The organism is Variovorax sp. Soil_C_19, from assembly GCF_057657255.1.
In genome coordinates this window covers 213451-228544 of sequence record NZ_JBDGIV010000004.1, presented here as the reverse complement: position 1 = coordinate 228544, position 15094 = coordinate 213451, and the positions used below count along the sequence as shown (strand labels likewise).

The following is a 15094-nucleotide window of genomic DNA, read 5'->3' as shown; positions in this document are numbered from 1 at the left end:
GAAATATAAGGCGGCCGGCGTGGCGTTAAACAGGCAAGCCGCCCCTACTCTGTTTCCAAACGGCGAACAATCCGTATTGCACTGGGGATTTGCTTGCTTGTGTGAGAATCCGCCTCCCTCGGCAGGGGCCGAGTCCCAGGAACAAGTTCATCCATGGATCAAATCCAGGCAATGCGGATATTCGTCCGCGTGGTGGAAGCCGGCACCTTCACGCGCGCAGCGGATTCGCTCGCCCTGCCCAAGGGAACGGTCACCAAGCAGATTCAGGCGCTCGAATCGCGCCTGCGCGTGAAACTGCTCAACCGCACCACGCGGCGCGTGACCGTCACCCCCGACGGCGCCGCCTACTACGAGCGTGCGGCCCGGCTTTTGAACGACTTCGACGACATCGAGGCCAGCATGACCAATGCGCAGGCCAACCCCACCGGGCGATTGCGGATCGACGTCGGCACCTCTGTGGCCCGCCTGATCATCCTGCCCGAGCTCGCGAGCTTCTGCGACCGCTACCCCGAGATCCAGGTCGACCTCGGCGTGAGCGACCGCGCCGTCGACCTCATCAGCGACAACGTCGATTGCGTGATCCGCGCCGGAGAGCTCAGCGACCAGTCGCTGGTGGCGCGGCGCATCGGCACGCTGCACTTCGTGACCGTGGCCTCGCCCGCCTACGTCAAGCGCTACGGCCAGCCGCAGCATCCGAACGACATCGAAAAGCGCCACCACGTGGTGAGCTATTTCTCGGGCAGCACGCGGCGCATCTACCCGCACGAGTTCAAGAAGGGCGACGAGTACGTCGAACTCAACGGGCCGTACCGCGTGTCGGTCAACGAGAGCAACGCCCATCTCGCCGCCGTGCTCGGCGGCTTCGGCATCTCGCAGGTGATCAGCTTCCAGGCCGAACCGCTGCTGGAGAGCGGCGAGCTGGTCGAGCTCCTGCCCGACTGGCACCGCGACCCGCTGCCGATCCACGTGGTCTACCCGCCCAACCGCCACCTGAGCGCGAAAGTGCGCGCGTTCGTGGACTGGGCGGCGGAGTTGTTTGCGAAGAATCCGCGGTTGCAGCGACGCTGAGGGGACAGGGGCTGCAAGCGCCTCAGCTCAAAAGAACCCGCCCGACAGCTTGATCAACAACGGCACCAGCAATGCCGTCGCAATCCCGTTCAGCCCCAGCGCCAGCGCCGAAAACGCCCCCGCCGTCTCGTTCACCTGGATCGCACGCGCGGTGCCGATGCCGTGCGCCGCCATGCCGACCGCGAAGCCGCGCACCGCGGGCTCCTCGATGCGCAACAGGTTCAAAAGGCCGGTCGCCATGATGGCGCCCGAGATGCCCGCCACGGCCGCCGCCACGGCGGCCAGCGATGCGAGGCCGCCGATCTTTTCGGCCACGCCCATGGCGATCGGCATGGTGGCCGACTTGGGGGCGAGCGACATCAGCAGTTCGTGCGAACCGCCGAGCGCCCAGGCGATGCCGACGGCCGAGACGATCGCGGCGACCGAACCCACGATGAGCGCCACGCCGATCGGCAGCCAGAGCCGCCGCAACCGCGCAATCTGTCCGTAGAGCGGCACGGCCAGCGCGACGGTGGCGGGGCCGATGAGGAAGTGCACGAACTGAGCGCCCTCGAAATACGTGTCGTACGGCGTGCGCGTGGCGAGCAGCACCGCGACGATGACGACCACCGACACCAGCACCGGGTTGACCACTGGGTTGCGCCCGCTCTTGGCATGCAGCCACAGCGCACCGAGGTAGGCCAGGAGCGTCAGCGACAGCCACAGCAGCGGCGACTGGGCCAGGAAGGTCCAGACCTCGAACAGCTTGGCGGGCGGGTTCATTCCGCGTCCTTTCCGGTGATGCGGATCATCCAGCGCAGCGTGAGCGCGGTCACGGTCATGGTGAATGCGGCGCCGACTATGCCCGCTGCAAGGAACGGCAGCCACTCGCGTCCCACGCGCTCGAAGTGCAGCATGACGCCCGCCACCGCCGGAATGAACAACAGCATCAGGTTGCGCAGCAGATGGCCCGACGTGGCCTCGAGCGCTTCGGGCACGTGGCCGCGCACGAGCAGCCCGACGAACAGCAGCAGCATGCCGATCAGCGGACCGGGGATCGGCAGGGCCAGCCACTGCACGAGCAGTTCGCCCGCGAGCTGGCAGAGAAAGAGCGTGGTGATGGCGATCAGCATGGCATCGGTCTTCGGTTCGGTCGGTTCGGTCAGTGCGGAATGCGGATGGTCGCACGGGTCCAGGCTTCCTTCAGCGCCTGCTGGCTCGCGGGCGGCAGCACGCCGAGCCGCACCAGGCCCGGCAGCCCGAAAGACGCGCAGTCGCGCAGTTTGATGCCTTTGGCGCGCAACGCGACGGCGAACGGCGGGTAAGGCACATCGGGGCGCGCGCAGAAGAAATTGGCGTCGCTCGGCCAACACTGCCAGCCCAGCGATTCGCACACCGCGCGCTGCTGCGCCTTCCAGCTGCGCAAGGTGTGCAGGCTGCCGGCGAGCCAGGCCTGTGCGTCTTCGCCGGTCCAGCAGGCGAGCAGCGCCACGCCGTGGGCGCCGACCGGCCACGAAGGCGCGAGCCGCGCCAGGTGCCGCACCATCGCGCGCGCGGCATCACCTTCGGGCGCAATGGCGTAGGCGGCGCGCACGCCCGTCAGGCCCATGGCCTTGTTCGGCGTCCACATTTCCCAGGCGCCGTGCCGCGCCGGCGCGTCGAGCGACGGCGCGCCTTCGAGGCGCAACGGCGCATAGGCCATGTCGACCACGCAGAGGCCCGCTGCCGCGGCATGCCGTCCGAGGGTGGGCTCCGACTGGCCAAGCGGGCTCGAAGGCTCGCAGCACCAGCGCAGCGCCATGCCGTCGGGCGCCTCGGCGGCGGCGGCCGGCCGCACCTGCAGGCCCCAGGCCGATGCCGCGCGCGCGTAGTCGCCATAGCCGTGCGCGGGCAGCAGCACCTGCCGGCCGCCGATCTGCGCGAAGGCCGCGCTGATTCGGTGGATGAACTCGCTCGCGCTCGCCGCGATCACGATGCGCTCGGCCGGCACGCCATGAAAGCGCGCCAGGTCGCTGCGCAGCGCGGTGTAGGCCGGATCGGGATAGTGGCGCGCGTCGGCATCGCGCAGCGCGGACACGGCCGCGGGACACGGGCCGGCGGCATTGCCGTTGGTCGAGAAATCGTGCGCGGCCGCACCGCCTGCGTCGGGGCCGCCGTGTTGCGGAGTTTGAAAAGCAGCGGGTTCGCCTGCCATCGCCTAGACCATTGTCGGAAAAAGAAAGAGCCCCAGCGATGCGCAAGCCGCCATCGCCAGCACGGCCCGGCCACCCCACTGCGCAGCCCGGTGCGTGTCTGCCGTGTCGGCAGGCAGCCCTTCGGCATTCAGCGCATAGACGCCCGGCTTCGCAAGCCGAACGCCCAGCAGCAAGGCCATCGCCGCCATCGGCCAGCCGCTGTTGGGCGACGGCGTGCGGCGCGCCTCGCGGGCCACGCCCCGCGGCCACCGCCTCGCCACCAGCGCGAGCAACAGCATGGTGAGCCGCGCGGGCACCCATGACAGCACATCGTCGGCGCGTGCCGCCCACTTGCCGAACCAGGTCCAGTCGCGTCCCTGGCGCTCGCCGCGGTAGCCCCACATCGCATCGGCCGTGTTGGCGAAGCGATAGACCGCCGCGCCCGGCAGCCCCAGCAGCACGAACCAGAACAGCGGCGCCACGAGCGAATCGTTGAGGTTCTCGGCCAGCGATTCGATCGCGCTCTCGCGCACTTCGTGCTCGTCGAGCGTGTTGACGTCGCGGCTCACGAGCTGCGCGAGCTGCGCGCGCCCCGCCGCGAGCGACAGGCCGAGCGCCGCCTCGACCGCCAGCACTTCGCCGCGCAGCATGCACCACGCGAAAAGCGGCTTGAGCGCCACGGCGAGCACCAGCGCGGTGGCCCAGGCGGGCAGCCATCGAAAGCTGGCTTGCTGCAAAGCCATCGCCACCGTACAGACGCCGATCGCGCCCGCGAGCCAGGCGAGTGCGCCCCACGCAAAGAGCGTGGCACGAGCCGAGGTGCACGCTGCTTCAGCGCGCGGCGCGAGGCGCGCACCGATCCAACCCAGGTACCGCCCCATCCACACCACCGGATGCCAGCGCGCGGCCGGCTCGCCGAGCCAGCGGTCGATGGCGAGCGCGAGCCACAGCGCGACGACAAGGACCAACTCGGGCACAAGCGGCTCCGACATTCGTCAGCCGCTCAGAATTGTGGCGCGGCAGAACCGCGAGCACCCGCGGAACCGGCTTTGCCGGGCCGCTGGGTGCGCCCCCCAGTGGGGGGAGGCGCCGCAGGCGCTTCGGGGGGCGTCGTCATGACTAGTCTTCGATGCCGCGCTGCGCCGGAATGCCGGCCTTGAACGCATGCTTCACCATCGTCATGTCGGTCACGGTGTCGGCCAGCTCGACGATCTCCGGCGGGCAGCGCCGGCCGGTGAGCACCACGTGCACATGCGTGGGCCGTGTGCGCAGCGTGTCGAGCACGCCCTCGAGCGGCAGCCAGCCGTAGATCAGCGGATAGGTGATCTCGTCGAGCACGACCATGAAGTGCTCGCCCGAGAGGATCGCCGCCCTCGCCTTCTCCCAGCCGTCGCGCGCGAGCTGCGCCGAGCGCTCGAGGTCCTGGCTCTTCCAGCTGAAGCCGTCGCCGAGGCCTTCGATCGGGATGCCGATCTGCTCGAACATGCGGTGCTCGCCGAAGCGCGCCGAGGGCACCTTCATGAACTGGTAGATCTTCACCGCCTTGCCACGGCCGTGGGCACGCAGCGCCAGCCCGAAGGCCGCGGTGCTCTTGCCCTTGCCGTCGCCGGTGTTGACGATGACGATGCCGCGGCGCTCGCCTTCGGGCTTGTCGTAGGGCTTGTCGGTGGGAGGCGTTTCGATTTGCATGGTGCGGCTTGTGTTGGTTGGGGGGTCAGTTGGGCAGCGCGATCCACTGGTCCGCCACGCGGTGGACGCGGATGCGGTGGTCGAACACCTGTTCGAGCGCGGCGCGCGTCGCCGGGTCGCCGCTGGCGCCGTGGTGCACCACGCGGCCCTGGTCCATGACGACGAGCGCGTCAGCCGCCAGCGCCATGGGCAGTTCGTGCAGCACGCTGACGACCGTTCGGCCCTCGGCGACCAGCGCGCGCACGGCCTGCATCCAGTCGGCCTGGTGCGGCGGATCGAGGTTGGCGAGCGGCTCGTCCATCAGCAGCAGCTCGGCCTCGACAGCGAGCGCGCGCGCGAGCAGCACGCGCTGGCGCTCGCCGCCCGACAGCTGGCCGAGCGGGCGGTCGCGCCAGTCCCAGGCCTGGGTGCTGCGCAGCGCGCGCTCCACGGCCTGGCGGTCGGCGTCGCTCGGTGCGGCCAGCCAGCGTTGGTGCGGCAGGCGGCCGAGCATCGCGATGTCGTAGACCATCAGGTCGTCGGCGCTGCCCTCGCCCGCGGCACCGCTCTGGCCGAGCCAGGAGACCCGCTGCGCACGCAGGCGGTGCGGCAGCTTGGCCGCCAGTTCGCCGAAGAGCAGCACCTCGCCGCCATGCGCGAGCAGGCCCGCAAGCACCCGCAGCAGCGTCGACTTGCCGGCGCCGTTCGGGCCGACCACGCTGGTCCAGCGTGCGCGGCCGATCGCCAGGTCGATGCCATGCAGCACTTCGGCGTTGCCGAGCCGGGCGCGCACGCCGCGTGCCTCGAGCACCGGCGCGTTCACGCCATGCCTCCGCGCAGGCCGCGCCGGTGCATGAGCCACAGCAGGTAGCTGCCGCCGAGCACCGCGGTGAGCACGCCCACGGGAAGCTCCTGCGGTGCGATCAGCCAGCGCGCCAGCAGGTCGGCCGCCATCAGCAGCAGCCCGCCCATCAGCGCGGAGAGCACGATCAGCCGCGCATGCGTGGTCTTGACGACCGAGCGCACGAGGTGCGGCGAGGCCAGCCCCACGAACGCGATCAGGCCGGTCTGCGCCACGGCCGCGCCGGTGGCCAGCGCGAGCACCACCACCAGCGCGGCGCGCATGCCGCCGAGCGGAAGGCCCAGGCTGCGTGCCGTGGCTTCGCCGAGCGCGAGCCCGTCGAGCACCGGCGCGAGCGCCCAGGCCAGCAGCAGGCATGCGGCGCCGACGACCGCCATCACCGCGCACGCGCTCCAGCCGACCAGGCCGGTACTGCCGAGCACGAAGCCCTGCAGCGCCTGCAGCACGTCGGCCGAGGCAATGGTGATCAGGTCTTTGGCCGCGCCGAGCACCACGCCGACGATCACGCCGGCCAGCAGCAACCTGAGCGTCTGCTGCACGCCGCGCGCCAGCGTGAGCGTGAGCATCACGGCGCAGACCGCGCCGAGGAAGGCCGCGCCGGTGAGCCCGAGGCGCAGCGCCCATTGCGCGCTCGCGGCCGAGCCGCCGAAGAGCATCAGCGCCACCGCCACGCCGAACGACGCGCCCGACGCACTGCCGAGCAGGTAGGGATCGGCCAGCGGGTTGCGAAACAGCCCCTGCGCCACCGCGCCCGCCAGCCCGAGCAGCGCGCCAGCGAGCCAGGCGCCGAGCGTGCGCGGCAGCCGGATGTCCCAGATGATCTGCAGCGCCACCGGATCGCGCCCGGCCGCCAGCAGGCTCTCGAACCCGGTGCTGCCGATGCCGAGGCCCAGCACCGCGAACAGGCCACCGAGGCCGACCAGCACGATGCCGATCCACCGGACGCGGCGCTGGTGCCGCAGGTGCATGGCGCCCTCGCCCATTCAGCTGCCCTTCTCGGCGAGGCAACGCGCCATCAGCCGCGCGGCCTCGTCCATGCGCGGCCCCGGGCGCACGAGGATGTCGGACTGCGCGGGGTCGAAGCGGCAGATGCGGCCTTCGCGCACCGCGCGGATGCCGCTCCAGCCCGGGCGTTGCTCGAGGCCCTGGGCGCTGCGCATGCTGACCATGATCAGGTCGGGATCGGCGCGCACCACGTATTCGGGGTTGAGCTTGGGAAAGGGCCCGAGCGCGGCGGGCACGATGTTGCGCGCGCCGAGCCGCGACAGGGTTTCGCCGATGAACGAGGATTCGCCGGCCGCATAGGGCGCGTTGTTGACTTCGAAATACACGCGCAGGCCTCGCGCCGCCGCCGGCACCGATTGCGCCGCGGCCGACACGCTGGCGTCGATCGCGCGCCAGACCGCCGGCGCTTCGCGCGTGCCGAGCACCTGGTCGAGCGTGCCGAGCACGCGCTGCACGTCGGCATGGCGCTGGGGTTCGAGCACCAGCACCTTGAGGCCCAGGGCCTCGAGCCGTTGCGTCACGCGCGACGATTTCGCGAGCAGCACGGCATCGGGGCGCAGGGCGACGATCGCCTCGACGTTCGGGTCGAGCCCGCCGCCGAGTTGCGGCAGGCCACGCACCGCGGCCGGCGAGTTGGAGTAGTTGTCGACGCCAACCAGGCGCGAACATGCGCCCAGTGCGCAGACGCCTTCGGTCAACGAGGGCAGCAGCGAGACGATGCGCTGCGGCGGCTGCGGCAGGTTCACCTTCACGCCGCGCTCGTCGGTCACTTCGAGCGCCTGCGCGCACAGCGCGGCCAGGCCGAGCACGGCCGCGAGCGGGAATGCGCGCCACCGCCGCGGCCTCGGTTTCGTGTTCATCTTCTTTGTCTTCATGCAGGGGCCTTCAGTGTCAGCGGCAGGCCCGCGGCCATCAGCGTGACGCGCCCGCAGGCGGCGGCCACGTCCTGGTTGAGTCGGCCGAGCGCATCGACGAAGGCCCGGGTCTCGCCGCCGAGCGGGATCACGCCCAGGCCGATCTCGTTGCCGACCAGCACCACCGGCCCGCGCGCGTCGCGCAGCGCCGCGAGCAGCATGCCGGCATGCAGTGCGGGCGTGCGCGTGACGGGCCGCGCCTGTGCCGAGCGCAGCGGCATCAGCAGGTTGGTGAGCCAGAGCGTAAGGCAGTCGACCACCACCAGCGTGTCGGCCGTACTGTGGCTGACGATCGCACGGGCCAGCTCGACCGGCTCCTCCACCGCGGCCATGGCCGGCACGCGTGCGGCGCGGTCGGCCTGGTGGCGCGCGATGCGCACGCGCATCTCGTCGTCGTGGGCCTGCGCGGTCGCGATCAGCACGGCGTGCCGCACCGCGGGGGCCTCGGCCAGCCAGTCGATGGCGCGCTGCTCGGCGCGCCGCGACTTGCCGCTCTTCTGGCCGCCCAGGATGAATTCGTGCCGAAAGGTCATGGGCATGTCGCGGTGTGGCGTGCTTGGCGTGCTTGGCTTTGGCGCGCCTACCGCGGCGTCCACTTGAGGCCGAGGTAGGCGTTGCGCCCGCCCGTGGCATAGCCGCGCGCGAGCATGTAGTCCTTGTCGCCCGCATTGTCGATGCGTGCGACCAGACCGATGTCGCGCGTGAGCTGCGTGCTGGCCACGAGGTTCAGCACGGCGTAGCCGCGGAGCTCGCGGGTGTTGGCCGCGTCGTCGAAGCGCTTGCTCGACGCCTGTACCTCGGCGCCCAGTGTCCAGCCGCCGACGCGCCAGTCGGCGCCCAGGGTGGCGTGGCGGCGCGCGCGGCGTGCGAGCAGGTTGTCGGTGTCGAGGTCGCGCGGGTCCTGGAAGTCGGCCGAGGCGCGCAGCGTGACGTCGCCGATGCGGTGGCCGCCCGAGAGCGTCACGCCGCGGTAGCGCGCGCGCGCAGTGCTCGCATAGCAGCCGAAGTCCGAACTGCAGCCGGTTGCCGTGCCGTCGAAGACGATCAGGTTGCTGACCCGGTTCTGGTAGACCACGATGCCCGCGTGCGTGTCGCCGTCGGTGTACTGCAGGCCCAGTTCGACGTTGCGGGCCGACTCGGGCTTGAGCGCCGCGTTGCCGTACTCGCTGAAGCGCTGGTACAGCGTCGGCGCGCGGAACGCCGTGCCGGCCGACACCGTGGCGCGCAGCTTCGGCGTGATGGCATAGCCGTAGGCCGCGCTGCCGGTGGTCTTGCCGCCGAACTCGCTGTCGTTGTCGTGCCGCACGTGCAGCTGCAGCGAATGCGGGCCCTGCACGAAACCGTAGCCGAGCGACACCGCATCCTGCGAGCGGTCGCGCGAGAACAGGCCGCTGCTGGTGGTGGGCGCGTTCTCGAGCACATCCTCGCGGCGTTCGAGCGTCGCGGTCACGAGGTGCGCGCCGAAGCGGAACTCGTTCTGGAACAGGTAGCCGCGCAGCCGGGTGTCGGTGCCGTAGAACGATGGCTGCGTGCGGTAGACCGACTGCGAATCGGTCACCTGCACGCGCGTGCTGTAGATGTCGTTCCAGCGGGCCGACCACGAAAGGCCCGCGGTCTGCAGCGTGCTGCTCGACACGTCGTCTTTGAAGCGGATCGGTGGCCGGGTCCTGAAGCTGACGGGCGCGTCGTAGCCGGCGTCGCTGTCGCTGTAGAGCAGCGTGGCCTCGAGCCGCTGGCCGGGCGCCAATTCATAGCCCAGGCGCAGGTTGCCGGCACTGGTGCGGTAGCCGTCGCGGTCGGGGCTGGTGAAGCCGTCGCGCGAGGGTGTGCGCTTGTCCATCGGGAGCACGTTGAAGCCCTTGCTTTCTTCGTGCGACACGCCGAGCGAGTAGTCGAAGGCTCCCGACTTGCCGCTCACGCCTGCCTCGGCCCGGCGCAGGCCGTGGCTGCCGAAGCCGATGCCCGCGTAGGGCGCCACGCCCTCTTCGCCGCGCCGCGTGAAGAGCTGGATCACGCCGCCCACTGCGTCCGAACCGTACACCGCAGCGGCAGGCCCGCGCAGCACCTCGATGCGATCGATCTGCGCCAGCGGAATGCTTTCCCAGGCGGCGCCACCGGTCGATTGCGAATCGACGCGCACGCCGTCGATGTACACCGCCGTGAAGCGCGTCTCGGCGCCGCGGATGAACAGACTCGTGGTGTTGGCCACGCCGCCGCTGCGCGAAATCTCGATGCCGGGCAGGCGTGCGAGCACGTCGGCCACACCGGTGGCGCCGCTGCGTTCGATGGTCTCGCGGTCGACGACCGACACGTCGCCCACAAGATCGGAAAGCCGCTGCGGCGTGCGGTTGGCCGTGACCACCGTCTCGCCGAGCGAGGCGACAAGCTCCGGCTGGGCATGCGCGGCAAGAGGCAGCTGCAGCAGCGCGGTGCCGCCGAAAGTGGATACGAGTGCGAGCGGAAGGCAGGCAAGGCGAAGGCGGCGCGCAGGCGCACGGCCAATGGATACTGGAAGGCAGGAAGTCATGGATGAAACGAACGAACGTCTGATGCCCGTCGCCGGCTTCCCCGCCGGCGGTTGGGCGCAATGGCTGCTGCACGCACCCTTCGAAGATCGTCGGGTCCATGCGGCAGCCGCCTCGTTGGCCGGTATCCGGGCTGGCAGTGCGACCCCACCGCCTTCCCAGGCACCTGTTTCAGGGCGCCCAGTGGCTGGATGGATGGGGTTGACGCGCGAGGCGTCGACTGCTTGACCGTTGCGGGGGCAGCGCAGGCGGCTTCGGCCCGGTCTTCGTTTCCGAAAAAGGGCCTCCACTCCTGCTTCCCGTTGAACCGCGGCGCGTGAACCAAGCCGCAGGCACCAACAAGCGGGATTCTAGGGCAGGCTCCAGCTTGGTTAACGCTATCATCGCCAACCATGCCCGCCTCCAGCCCCATCGACCAGATCGCCGAGCGTGTGGACCGCCTGCTCGTGCGTCATGAAGAGGTGCAGCGCACCAATGCGCTGCTGCAGGAGCAGCTCGAGGCACTCACGCGCGAGCGTGACGCCCTGAAGTCGCGGCTCGCCGCGGCCCGCACGCGGCTCGACGCCCTGCTCGAGCGGCTGCCCGTCGAACCACCCCCCGAAGATTCCTCCGCATGAAGCAGATCGAAGTTCAGATCATGGGCCAGAGCTATCTGCTCGGCTGTCCCGAAGACGGCGAGGCGCAGCTGCGCGACGCCGTCGAGCGCGTCGATGCGGCCATGTGCAAGATCCGCGATGCAGGCAAGGTCAAGGCGCGCGACCGCATCGCGGTGCTGGCCTCGCTGAACCTGGCTTTCGACCTGGCCTCGCAGCAGGTCGCTGCGGCGGCCGCGCCTGCCGCCATGGACGAACCGTCCGCAGCTGTTTCGAGCGACGTCGAAACCGATGCCAAGGCCGCCCAGATCATTCAGAAACTCGATCAAGCCCTCGCGGGCGATGACCATTTACTCTGAGTGCAGGCACCCGGCGCCAGCCGGGCGTAAAATCGGCACTGTCTGCGGTGCGCGTCGGGCTTAATATTTCCTTGTTCCAATGCTCTCCGGAGCCGGGCTTGGTACATCGCTCGACGGGTGTGATCATCTCGCGTCAGATGAACCCGAAGTCTTGCTGCCCTCGCCCACCTGAACCCTGGTTCAGGATGCGGGTTCGGCGCCCACTCGCAGACACCTTTTTTTCGTTCTTGCGGCCCCTGCATTCACTGCACGGGGCCGTTGCTTTTTCTCGAGGCTCTGCTGCGCGTGAATTCCCTGCTCGACCCCATCCTGATCGCCGAACTGGCCGCACTCGGCCTTGGCACCGGTTTCCTTGCAGGCCTGCTCGGCATCGGCGGCGGGATGCTCATGGTGCCGTTCATCACGATCATCGTGGGGCACCGCGGCGTACCGGGTGATCTGGCCGTGAAGATGGCGATCGCCACCTCGATGGCCACGATCATCTTCACCTCGATCTCGAGCGTGCGCGCGCACCACAAGCGCGGCGCGGTGCGCTGGGACATCGTGCGGCGCCTCGCGCCCGGCATCATCATCGGCAGCCTGATCGGCAGCATGGGCGTGTTCGCGCTGCTCAAGGGCACGGTGCTCGCGATCGTGTTCGCGCTGTTCGTGGGCTTCTCGGCCACGCAGATGTTCCTCGACCGCAAGCCCAAGCCCACGCGCCAGATGCCCGGCACCGCAGGGCAGCTGTCGGCGGGCGGCGCGATCGGCTTCATCTCGGGCCTGGTCGGCGCGGGCGGCGGCTTCGTCAGCGTGCCGTTCATGACCTGGTGCAACATCTCGATCCACAACGCCGTGGCCACCAGCGCCGCGCTCGGCTTTCCGATCGCGGTGGCCAACGTGGCGGGCTACGTCATCAGTGGGCAATCGGTCCAGGGGCTGCCGGCCGGCTCGTTCGGCTACATCTGGCTGCCGGCGCTCGCGGTGATCGCACTGGCCAGCGTGCTCACGGCGCCGCTCGGCGCCAAGGCGGCGCACAGCCTACCGGTCAAGAAGCTCAAACGCGTGTTCGCGAGCATCCTGTACGTGCTCGCTGCCTACATGCTCTGGAAGGGGCTGACGGGCTAAAGCCCTTCCGATGCCGGGTTGATCGGTTGCGGTGCGCGGGGCCGGGCCGTATAACGGCCGGATGAAAATCCTTATCGCAGTCGACGGCAGCCCGTACACCCAGAAGGCCCTCAACTACCTGCTGGCCAACCGGTCGATGTTCGTGGACGGCCACGAGCTCGTCGTGGTCCACGTGGTCACCGGCATCTCGGGCCATGTCACGCGCCACCTCAGCAAGGAAGTGCTCGACGAGTACTACACCGAGGAGAGCACCAAGGTGCTCGATCCGGTCGTCGCCCTGCTCGCCAAGGAAGGCGTGAGCAGCTATACGGTCGACAAGCGCCACGGCCATGCTGCCGAGGAGATCCTCAAGGCCGCCACCGCGTCGAAGGCACAGCTCATCGTGCTCGGCACCCATGGCCACGGCATCCTCGGCCGCGCGCTGATGGGCTCGGTCGCCACCAAGGTGATCTCGGAAACCGACACCTCGGTGCTGCTGGTGCAGTAGCAGCAGGCTGCCCGGTTACAGTGGGGAGGCTTCCCCAACGACCGGATCAACCATGGCTTCCATCAACTTCATTGGCGGCGAGAAAGGCGGGGTCGGCAAGTCGGTCACCGCGCGCGTGCTGGCGCAGTACTTCATCGACCACAGCCGGCCCTTCACCGGCTTCGACACCGACCGCTCGCACAGCTCGTTCACGCGCTTCTACGAAGGCTTTGCCTCGCCCGTCGTGGTCGACAGCTTCGAAGGGCTCGACACCGTGGTCAACGGCTTCGAGACCAACCCGCAGCAAAGCGTGATCGTCGACCTCGCGGCGCAGACGCTTGCGCCGCTCGCGCGGTGGATCAAGGAGTCGGACCTGTTCGACGTGTTCGACGAGCTCGGCGTGGCCGTCAACTTCTGGCACGTGCTCGACGATGGCAAGGATTCGAGCGACCTGCTCGGCACGCTGATCGACACCTTCGGCAAGCGGCCCAACTACATCGTGGTGCAGAACTACGGCCGCGGCAGCGACTTCGGCATGCTGCTCGCGTCGCAGTCGCTCTCGAAAGCCACGGCCGCCGGCGCGCGCGTGATCGCACTGCCGCGCCTGCACGAGGCCAGCATGCGCAAGATCGATGCGCAGAGCACCAGCTTCTGGAAGGCGGTGAACGACCGCGAAAGCCCGCAGGCACTCGGCCTGCTGGAGCGCCAGCGCGTCAAGTCGTGGCTCGCGACCGCTTACGCAGCCTTCGACACGCTGCCTCTCTAGCAATCAGCCCCTCGGGCGGCGAAACAGCAGCACCAGCAGCAGCACCGAGAGCACCGCGAAGGCCACGAACGACCAGTTCGCGAGCGTCAGGCCGAACAGCGACCAGTCGATCTTCGAGCAGTCGCCGCCACCGCGGAAGATCATCGGCAGCGCGCGCTTGAGCGGGAAGGTCTCGATCATTCCGTACAGGTCGCGACCGCAGGAAACGACCTCGGGCGGATACCACTGCAGCCAGCTCTGCGCGGCCGCGGTGTAGGCCCCGCCGATGGCCGAGACCAGCGCCAGCGCCGTACCCGCGCGCTGCAGGCCGCGCTGGCGGAACAGCGCCGCCAGACCCGAGAAGATCGCCACCAGCATCAGCGCATAGCGCTGCACGATGCACATGGGACAGGGCTCGAGCCCCACGACATGCTGCAGGTAGAGCCCGAATGCGAGCATCAGCACGCAGGCGAGGCAGATCAGGGCAAGCGCGCGGCGCGGCGCGCCGAAATACCAAGCGATCAAGGGGAAACCCAATCTTCTTCGACGAACACCCTGGCCTTGCGCGGCGTGGCGACCACGGTGTCGCCCTCGTTCAAGCCCAGGTCGCGGAACTGTTGCGCAGGGATTTGCGCCTCGATGATGGTTCCGGAGCCCGGATTATCTGGATTCGTTTCGGTGGGCTCAAGTTCCAGCCGTGCGATCGGCCCGACCACGATGGCGCGCGACAGCGTGGCCACGATGCCGGTCGCGCCGGCGGTGTAGCGCTCCACGCTCAGGTCGTGCGGCCGCACATAGGCCATGGCTTTGGCGCCGCGCGCGCCGCTGTGTTCGGGCGAATCGAGGCGCATGCCGTCGAGCTGCACCGTGCCGGCATCGGCCCGGCCATGGAACAGGTTCACGTCGCCGAGGAAGCCGTAGACGAACGGGCTCGCGGGCTGGTCCCACACCTCCTGCGGCGAGCCGACCTGCTCGATGCGGCCCTTGTTGATGACGACCACGCGGTCGGCCACCTCGAGCGCCTCTTCCTGGTCGTGCGTGACGAAGATCGAGGTCACGTGCAGCTCGTCGTGCAGCCGACGCAGCCAGCGGCGCAGTTCCTTGCGCACCTTGGCGTCGAGCGCGCCGAAGGGCTCGTCGAGCAGCAGCACCTTGGGCTCGACCGCCAGCGCGCGCGCCAGGGCGATGCGCTGGCGCTGCCCGCCCGAGAGTTGCGACGGGTAGCGGTCGGCCAGCCAGTCGAGCTGCACCAGCTTGAGCAGGTCGGTCACCTTGGCCTTGATCTGCGCCTCGCTCGGGCGCTCGCGGCGCGGCTTCACGCGCAGGCCGAAGGCCACGTTCTCGAACACTGTCATGTGGCGGAACAGCGCGTAGTGCTGGAACACGAAGCCCACCTGCCGCTCGCGCACGTGCACGTCGGTGGTGTCCTCGCCCGCGAACAGGATGCTGCCGGTGTCGGCCGTCTCCAGCCCCGCGATGATGCGCAGCAGCGTGGTCTTGCCGCAGCCCGAGGGGCCGAGCAGTGCGACCAGTTCGCCCGAGCCCACGTCGAGGTTGACGTCGGCCAGCGCGCGGAAGTCGCCGAACTGCTTGCTGATGTTGCGGATTTCGATGCTCATGTCTTGTTGT

General features: G+C 69.5%; 18 protein-coding genes and 1 riboswitch. Of the genes, 6 read left to right on the top strand and 12 right to left on the bottom strand.

The features are described from left to right. Window positions 1-153: 153 nt before the first annotated feature. Window positions 154-1068, top strand: coding sequence for a LysR family transcriptional regulator (locus AC3A6R_RS10850; protein WP_487862605.1), 915 nt, complete (start codon window positions 154-156; stop codon window positions 1066-1068). Window positions 1069-1095: 27 nt separating this feature from the next. On the opposite strand, the gene AC3A6R_RS10845 is transcribed toward AC3A6R_RS10850, so the two are convergent. From AC3A6R_RS10845 to AC3A6R_RS10800, 10 genes are all read right to left on the bottom strand, one after another. Further along, window positions 1096-1830 (bottom strand): LrgB family protein, encoded by a 735-nt coding sequence (locus AC3A6R_RS10845; protein ID WP_487862604.1) that lies wholly within the window; start codon window positions 1828-1830, stop codon window positions 1096-1098. After that, a complete protein-coding gene (locus tag AC3A6R_RS10840) occupies window positions 1827-2180 on the bottom strand; it encodes a CidA/LrgA family protein (RefSeq protein WP_487862603.1) in 354 nt (117 codons plus the stop codon). The genes AC3A6R_RS10845 and AC3A6R_RS10840 overlap by 4 nt, the downstream gene beginning before the upstream one ends. Window positions 2181-2209: 29 nt before the next feature. Continuing rightward, the gene (locus tag AC3A6R_RS10835; RefSeq protein ID WP_487862602.1) at window positions 2210-3241 is read right to left on the bottom strand and encodes an aminotransferase class I/II-fold pyridoxal phosphate-dependent enzyme; all 1032 of its coding nucleotides are present in this window, start codon (window positions 3239-3241) and stop codon (window positions 2210-2212) included. 3 nt (window positions 3242-3244) lie between these two features. Beyond that, window positions 3245-4213, bottom strand: a complete 969-nt coding sequence (cbiB, locus tag AC3A6R_RS10830; protein ID WP_487862601.1) for an adenosylcobinamide-phosphate synthase CbiB — start codon at window positions 4211-4213, stop codon at window positions 3245-3247. A 127-nt stretch (window positions 4214-4340) separates the two neighbouring features. Beyond that, window positions 4341-4910, bottom strand: coding sequence for a cob(I)yrinic acid a,c-diamide adenosyltransferase (gene cobO, locus AC3A6R_RS10825; RefSeq protein ID WP_487862600.1), 570 nt, complete (start codon window positions 4908-4910; stop codon window positions 4341-4343). A 25-nt stretch (window positions 4911-4935) separates the two neighbouring features. Beyond that, window positions 4936-5712 carry an ABC transporter ATP-binding protein gene (locus AC3A6R_RS10820; protein WP_487862599.1) on the bottom strand — a complete coding sequence of 259 codons (777 nt, stop codon included), beginning with the start codon at window positions 5710-5712 and terminating at the stop codon, window positions 4936-4938. After that, window positions 5709-6719: a FecCD family ABC transporter permease gene (locus AC3A6R_RS10815; protein WP_487862661.1), complete on the bottom strand. Its 1011-nt coding sequence runs from the start codon at window positions 6717-6719 to the stop codon at window positions 5709-5711. Before AC3A6R_RS10815 ends, AC3A6R_RS10820 begins: the two co-directional genes overlap by 4 nt. Before the next feature lie 15 nt (window positions 6720-6734). Then, entirely contained in the window at window positions 6735-7616 is an 882-nt protein-coding gene (locus AC3A6R_RS10810) for an ABC transporter substrate-binding protein (RefSeq protein ID WP_487864405.1), read from the bottom strand. Between the two features lie 11 nt (window positions 7617-7627). Further along, window positions 7628-8209: a bifunctional adenosylcobinamide kinase/adenosylcobinamide-phosphate guanylyltransferase gene (locus tag AC3A6R_RS10805; RefSeq protein WP_487864404.1), complete on the bottom strand. Its 582-nt coding sequence runs from the start codon at window positions 8207-8209 to the stop codon at window positions 7628-7630. 41 nt (window positions 8210-8250) lie between these two features. Continuing rightward, a complete protein-coding gene (locus AC3A6R_RS10800) occupies window positions 8251-10197 on the bottom strand; it encodes a TonB-dependent receptor domain-containing protein (protein WP_487862596.1) in 1947 nt (648 codons plus the stop codon). Window positions 10198-10297: 100 nt separating this feature from the next. Further along, a riboswitch (cobalamin riboswitch) is annotated at window positions 10298-10550 on the bottom strand. Window positions 10551-10587: 37 nt separating this feature from the next. Here AC3A6R_RS10800 and AC3A6R_RS10795 point away from each other — a divergent pair. The 5 genes from AC3A6R_RS10795 to AC3A6R_RS10775 all read left to right on the top strand — a co-directional run bounded on the left by AC3A6R_RS10795 (window position 10588) and on the right by AC3A6R_RS10775 (window position 13486). Continuing rightward, entirely contained in the window at window positions 10588-10812 is a 225-nt protein-coding gene (locus AC3A6R_RS10795; RefSeq protein ID WP_487862595.1) for a DUF904 domain-containing protein, read from the top strand. After that, window positions 10809-11147: a cell division protein ZapA gene (locus tag AC3A6R_RS10790; RefSeq protein ID WP_487862594.1), complete on the top strand. Its 339-nt coding sequence runs from the start codon at window positions 10809-10811 to the stop codon at window positions 11145-11147. Before AC3A6R_RS10795 ends, AC3A6R_RS10790 begins: the two co-directional genes overlap by 4 nt. A gap of 285 nt (window positions 11148-11432) precedes the next feature. Then, window positions 11433-12254: a sulfite exporter TauE/SafE family protein gene (locus AC3A6R_RS10785; RefSeq protein WP_487862593.1), complete on the top strand. Its 822-nt coding sequence runs from the start codon at window positions 11433-11435 to the stop codon at window positions 12252-12254. A 61-nt stretch (window positions 12255-12315) separates the two neighbouring features. Beyond that, the gene (locus tag AC3A6R_RS10780) at window positions 12316-12741 is read left to right on the top strand and encodes a universal stress protein (protein WP_487862592.1); all 426 of its coding nucleotides are present in this window, start codon (window positions 12316-12318) and stop codon (window positions 12739-12741) included. Window positions 12742-12793: 52 nt separating this feature from the next. Then, window positions 12794-13486: a P-loop NTPase family protein gene (locus tag AC3A6R_RS10775; protein ID WP_487862591.1), complete on the top strand. Its 693-nt coding sequence runs from the start codon at window positions 12794-12796 to the stop codon at window positions 13484-13486. Between the two features lie 3 nt (window positions 13487-13489). Here AC3A6R_RS10775 and AC3A6R_RS10770 read toward each other — a convergent pair whose 3' ends face one another. Then, the gene (locus AC3A6R_RS10770; RefSeq protein WP_487862590.1) at window positions 13490-13990 is read right to left on the bottom strand and encodes a disulfide bond formation protein B; all 501 of its coding nucleotides are present in this window, start codon (window positions 13988-13990) and stop codon (window positions 13490-13492) included. Next, entirely contained in the window at window positions 13987-15084 is a 1098-nt protein-coding gene (locus AC3A6R_RS10765; RefSeq protein WP_487862589.1) for a sulfate/molybdate ABC transporter ATP-binding protein, read from the bottom strand. The genes AC3A6R_RS10770 and AC3A6R_RS10765 overlap by 4 nt, the downstream gene beginning before the upstream one ends. Window positions 15085-15094: the final 10 nt, after the last annotated feature.

What these genes read in the sequence shown, in the direction of transcription:
- AC3A6R_RS10815 (WP_487862661.1), bottom strand. Translation starts at nt 6,719, where the DNA reads ATGCACCTGCGGCACCAGCGCCGCGTCCGGTGGATCGGCATCGTGCTG.
- AC3A6R_RS10835 (WP_487862602.1), bottom strand. Translation starts at nt 3,241, where the DNA reads ATGGCAGGCGAACCCGCTGCTTTTCAAACTCCGCAACACGGCGGCCCC.
- cbiB (WP_487862601.1), bottom strand. Translation starts at nt 4,213, where the DNA reads ATGTCGGAGCCGCTTGTGCCCGAGTTGGTCCTTGTCGTCGCGCTGTGG.
- cobO (WP_487862600.1), bottom strand. Translation starts at nt 4,910, where the DNA reads ATGCAAATCGAAACGCCTCCCACCGACAAGCCCTACGACAAGCCCGAA.
- AC3A6R_RS10840 (WP_487862603.1), bottom strand. Translation starts at nt 2,180, where the DNA reads ATGCTGATCGCCATCACCACGCTCTTTCTCTGCCAGCTCGCGGGCGAA.
- AC3A6R_RS10780 (WP_487862592.1), top strand. Translation starts at nt 12,316, where the DNA reads ATGAAAATCCTTATCGCAGTCGACGGCAGCCCGTACACCCAGAAGGCC.
- AC3A6R_RS10775 (WP_487862591.1), top strand. Translation starts at nt 12,794, where the DNA reads ATGGCTTCCATCAACTTCATTGGCGGCGAGAAAGGCGGGGTCGGCAAG.
- AC3A6R_RS10800 (WP_487862596.1), bottom strand. Translation starts at nt 10,197, where the DNA reads ATGACTTCCTGCCTTCCAGTATCCATTGGCCGTGCGCCTGCGCGCCGC.
- AC3A6R_RS10810 (WP_487864405.1), bottom strand. Translation starts at nt 7,616, where the DNA reads ATGAACACGAAACCGAGGCCGCGGCGGTGGCGCGCATTCCCGCTCGCG.
- AC3A6R_RS10790 (WP_487862594.1), top strand. Translation starts at nt 10,809, where the DNA reads ATGAAGCAGATCGAAGTTCAGATCATGGGCCAGAGCTATCTGCTCGGC.
- AC3A6R_RS10805 (WP_487864404.1), bottom strand. Translation starts at nt 8,209, where the DNA reads ATGCCCATGACCTTTCGGCACGAATTCATCCTGGGCGGCCAGAAGAGC.
- AC3A6R_RS10765 (WP_487862589.1), bottom strand. Translation starts at nt 15,084, where the DNA reads ATGAGCATCGAAATCCGCAACATCAGCAAGCAGTTCGGCGACTTCCGC.
- AC3A6R_RS10850 (WP_487862605.1), top strand. Translation starts at nt 154, where the DNA reads ATGGATCAAATCCAGGCAATGCGGATATTCGTCCGCGTGGTGGAAGCC.
- AC3A6R_RS10845 (WP_487862604.1), bottom strand. Translation starts at nt 1,830, where the DNA reads ATGAACCCGCCCGCCAAGCTGTTCGAGGTCTGGACCTTCCTGGCCCAG.
- AC3A6R_RS10795 (WP_487862595.1), top strand. Translation starts at nt 10,588, where the DNA reads ATGCCCGCCTCCAGCCCCATCGACCAGATCGCCGAGCGTGTGGACCGC.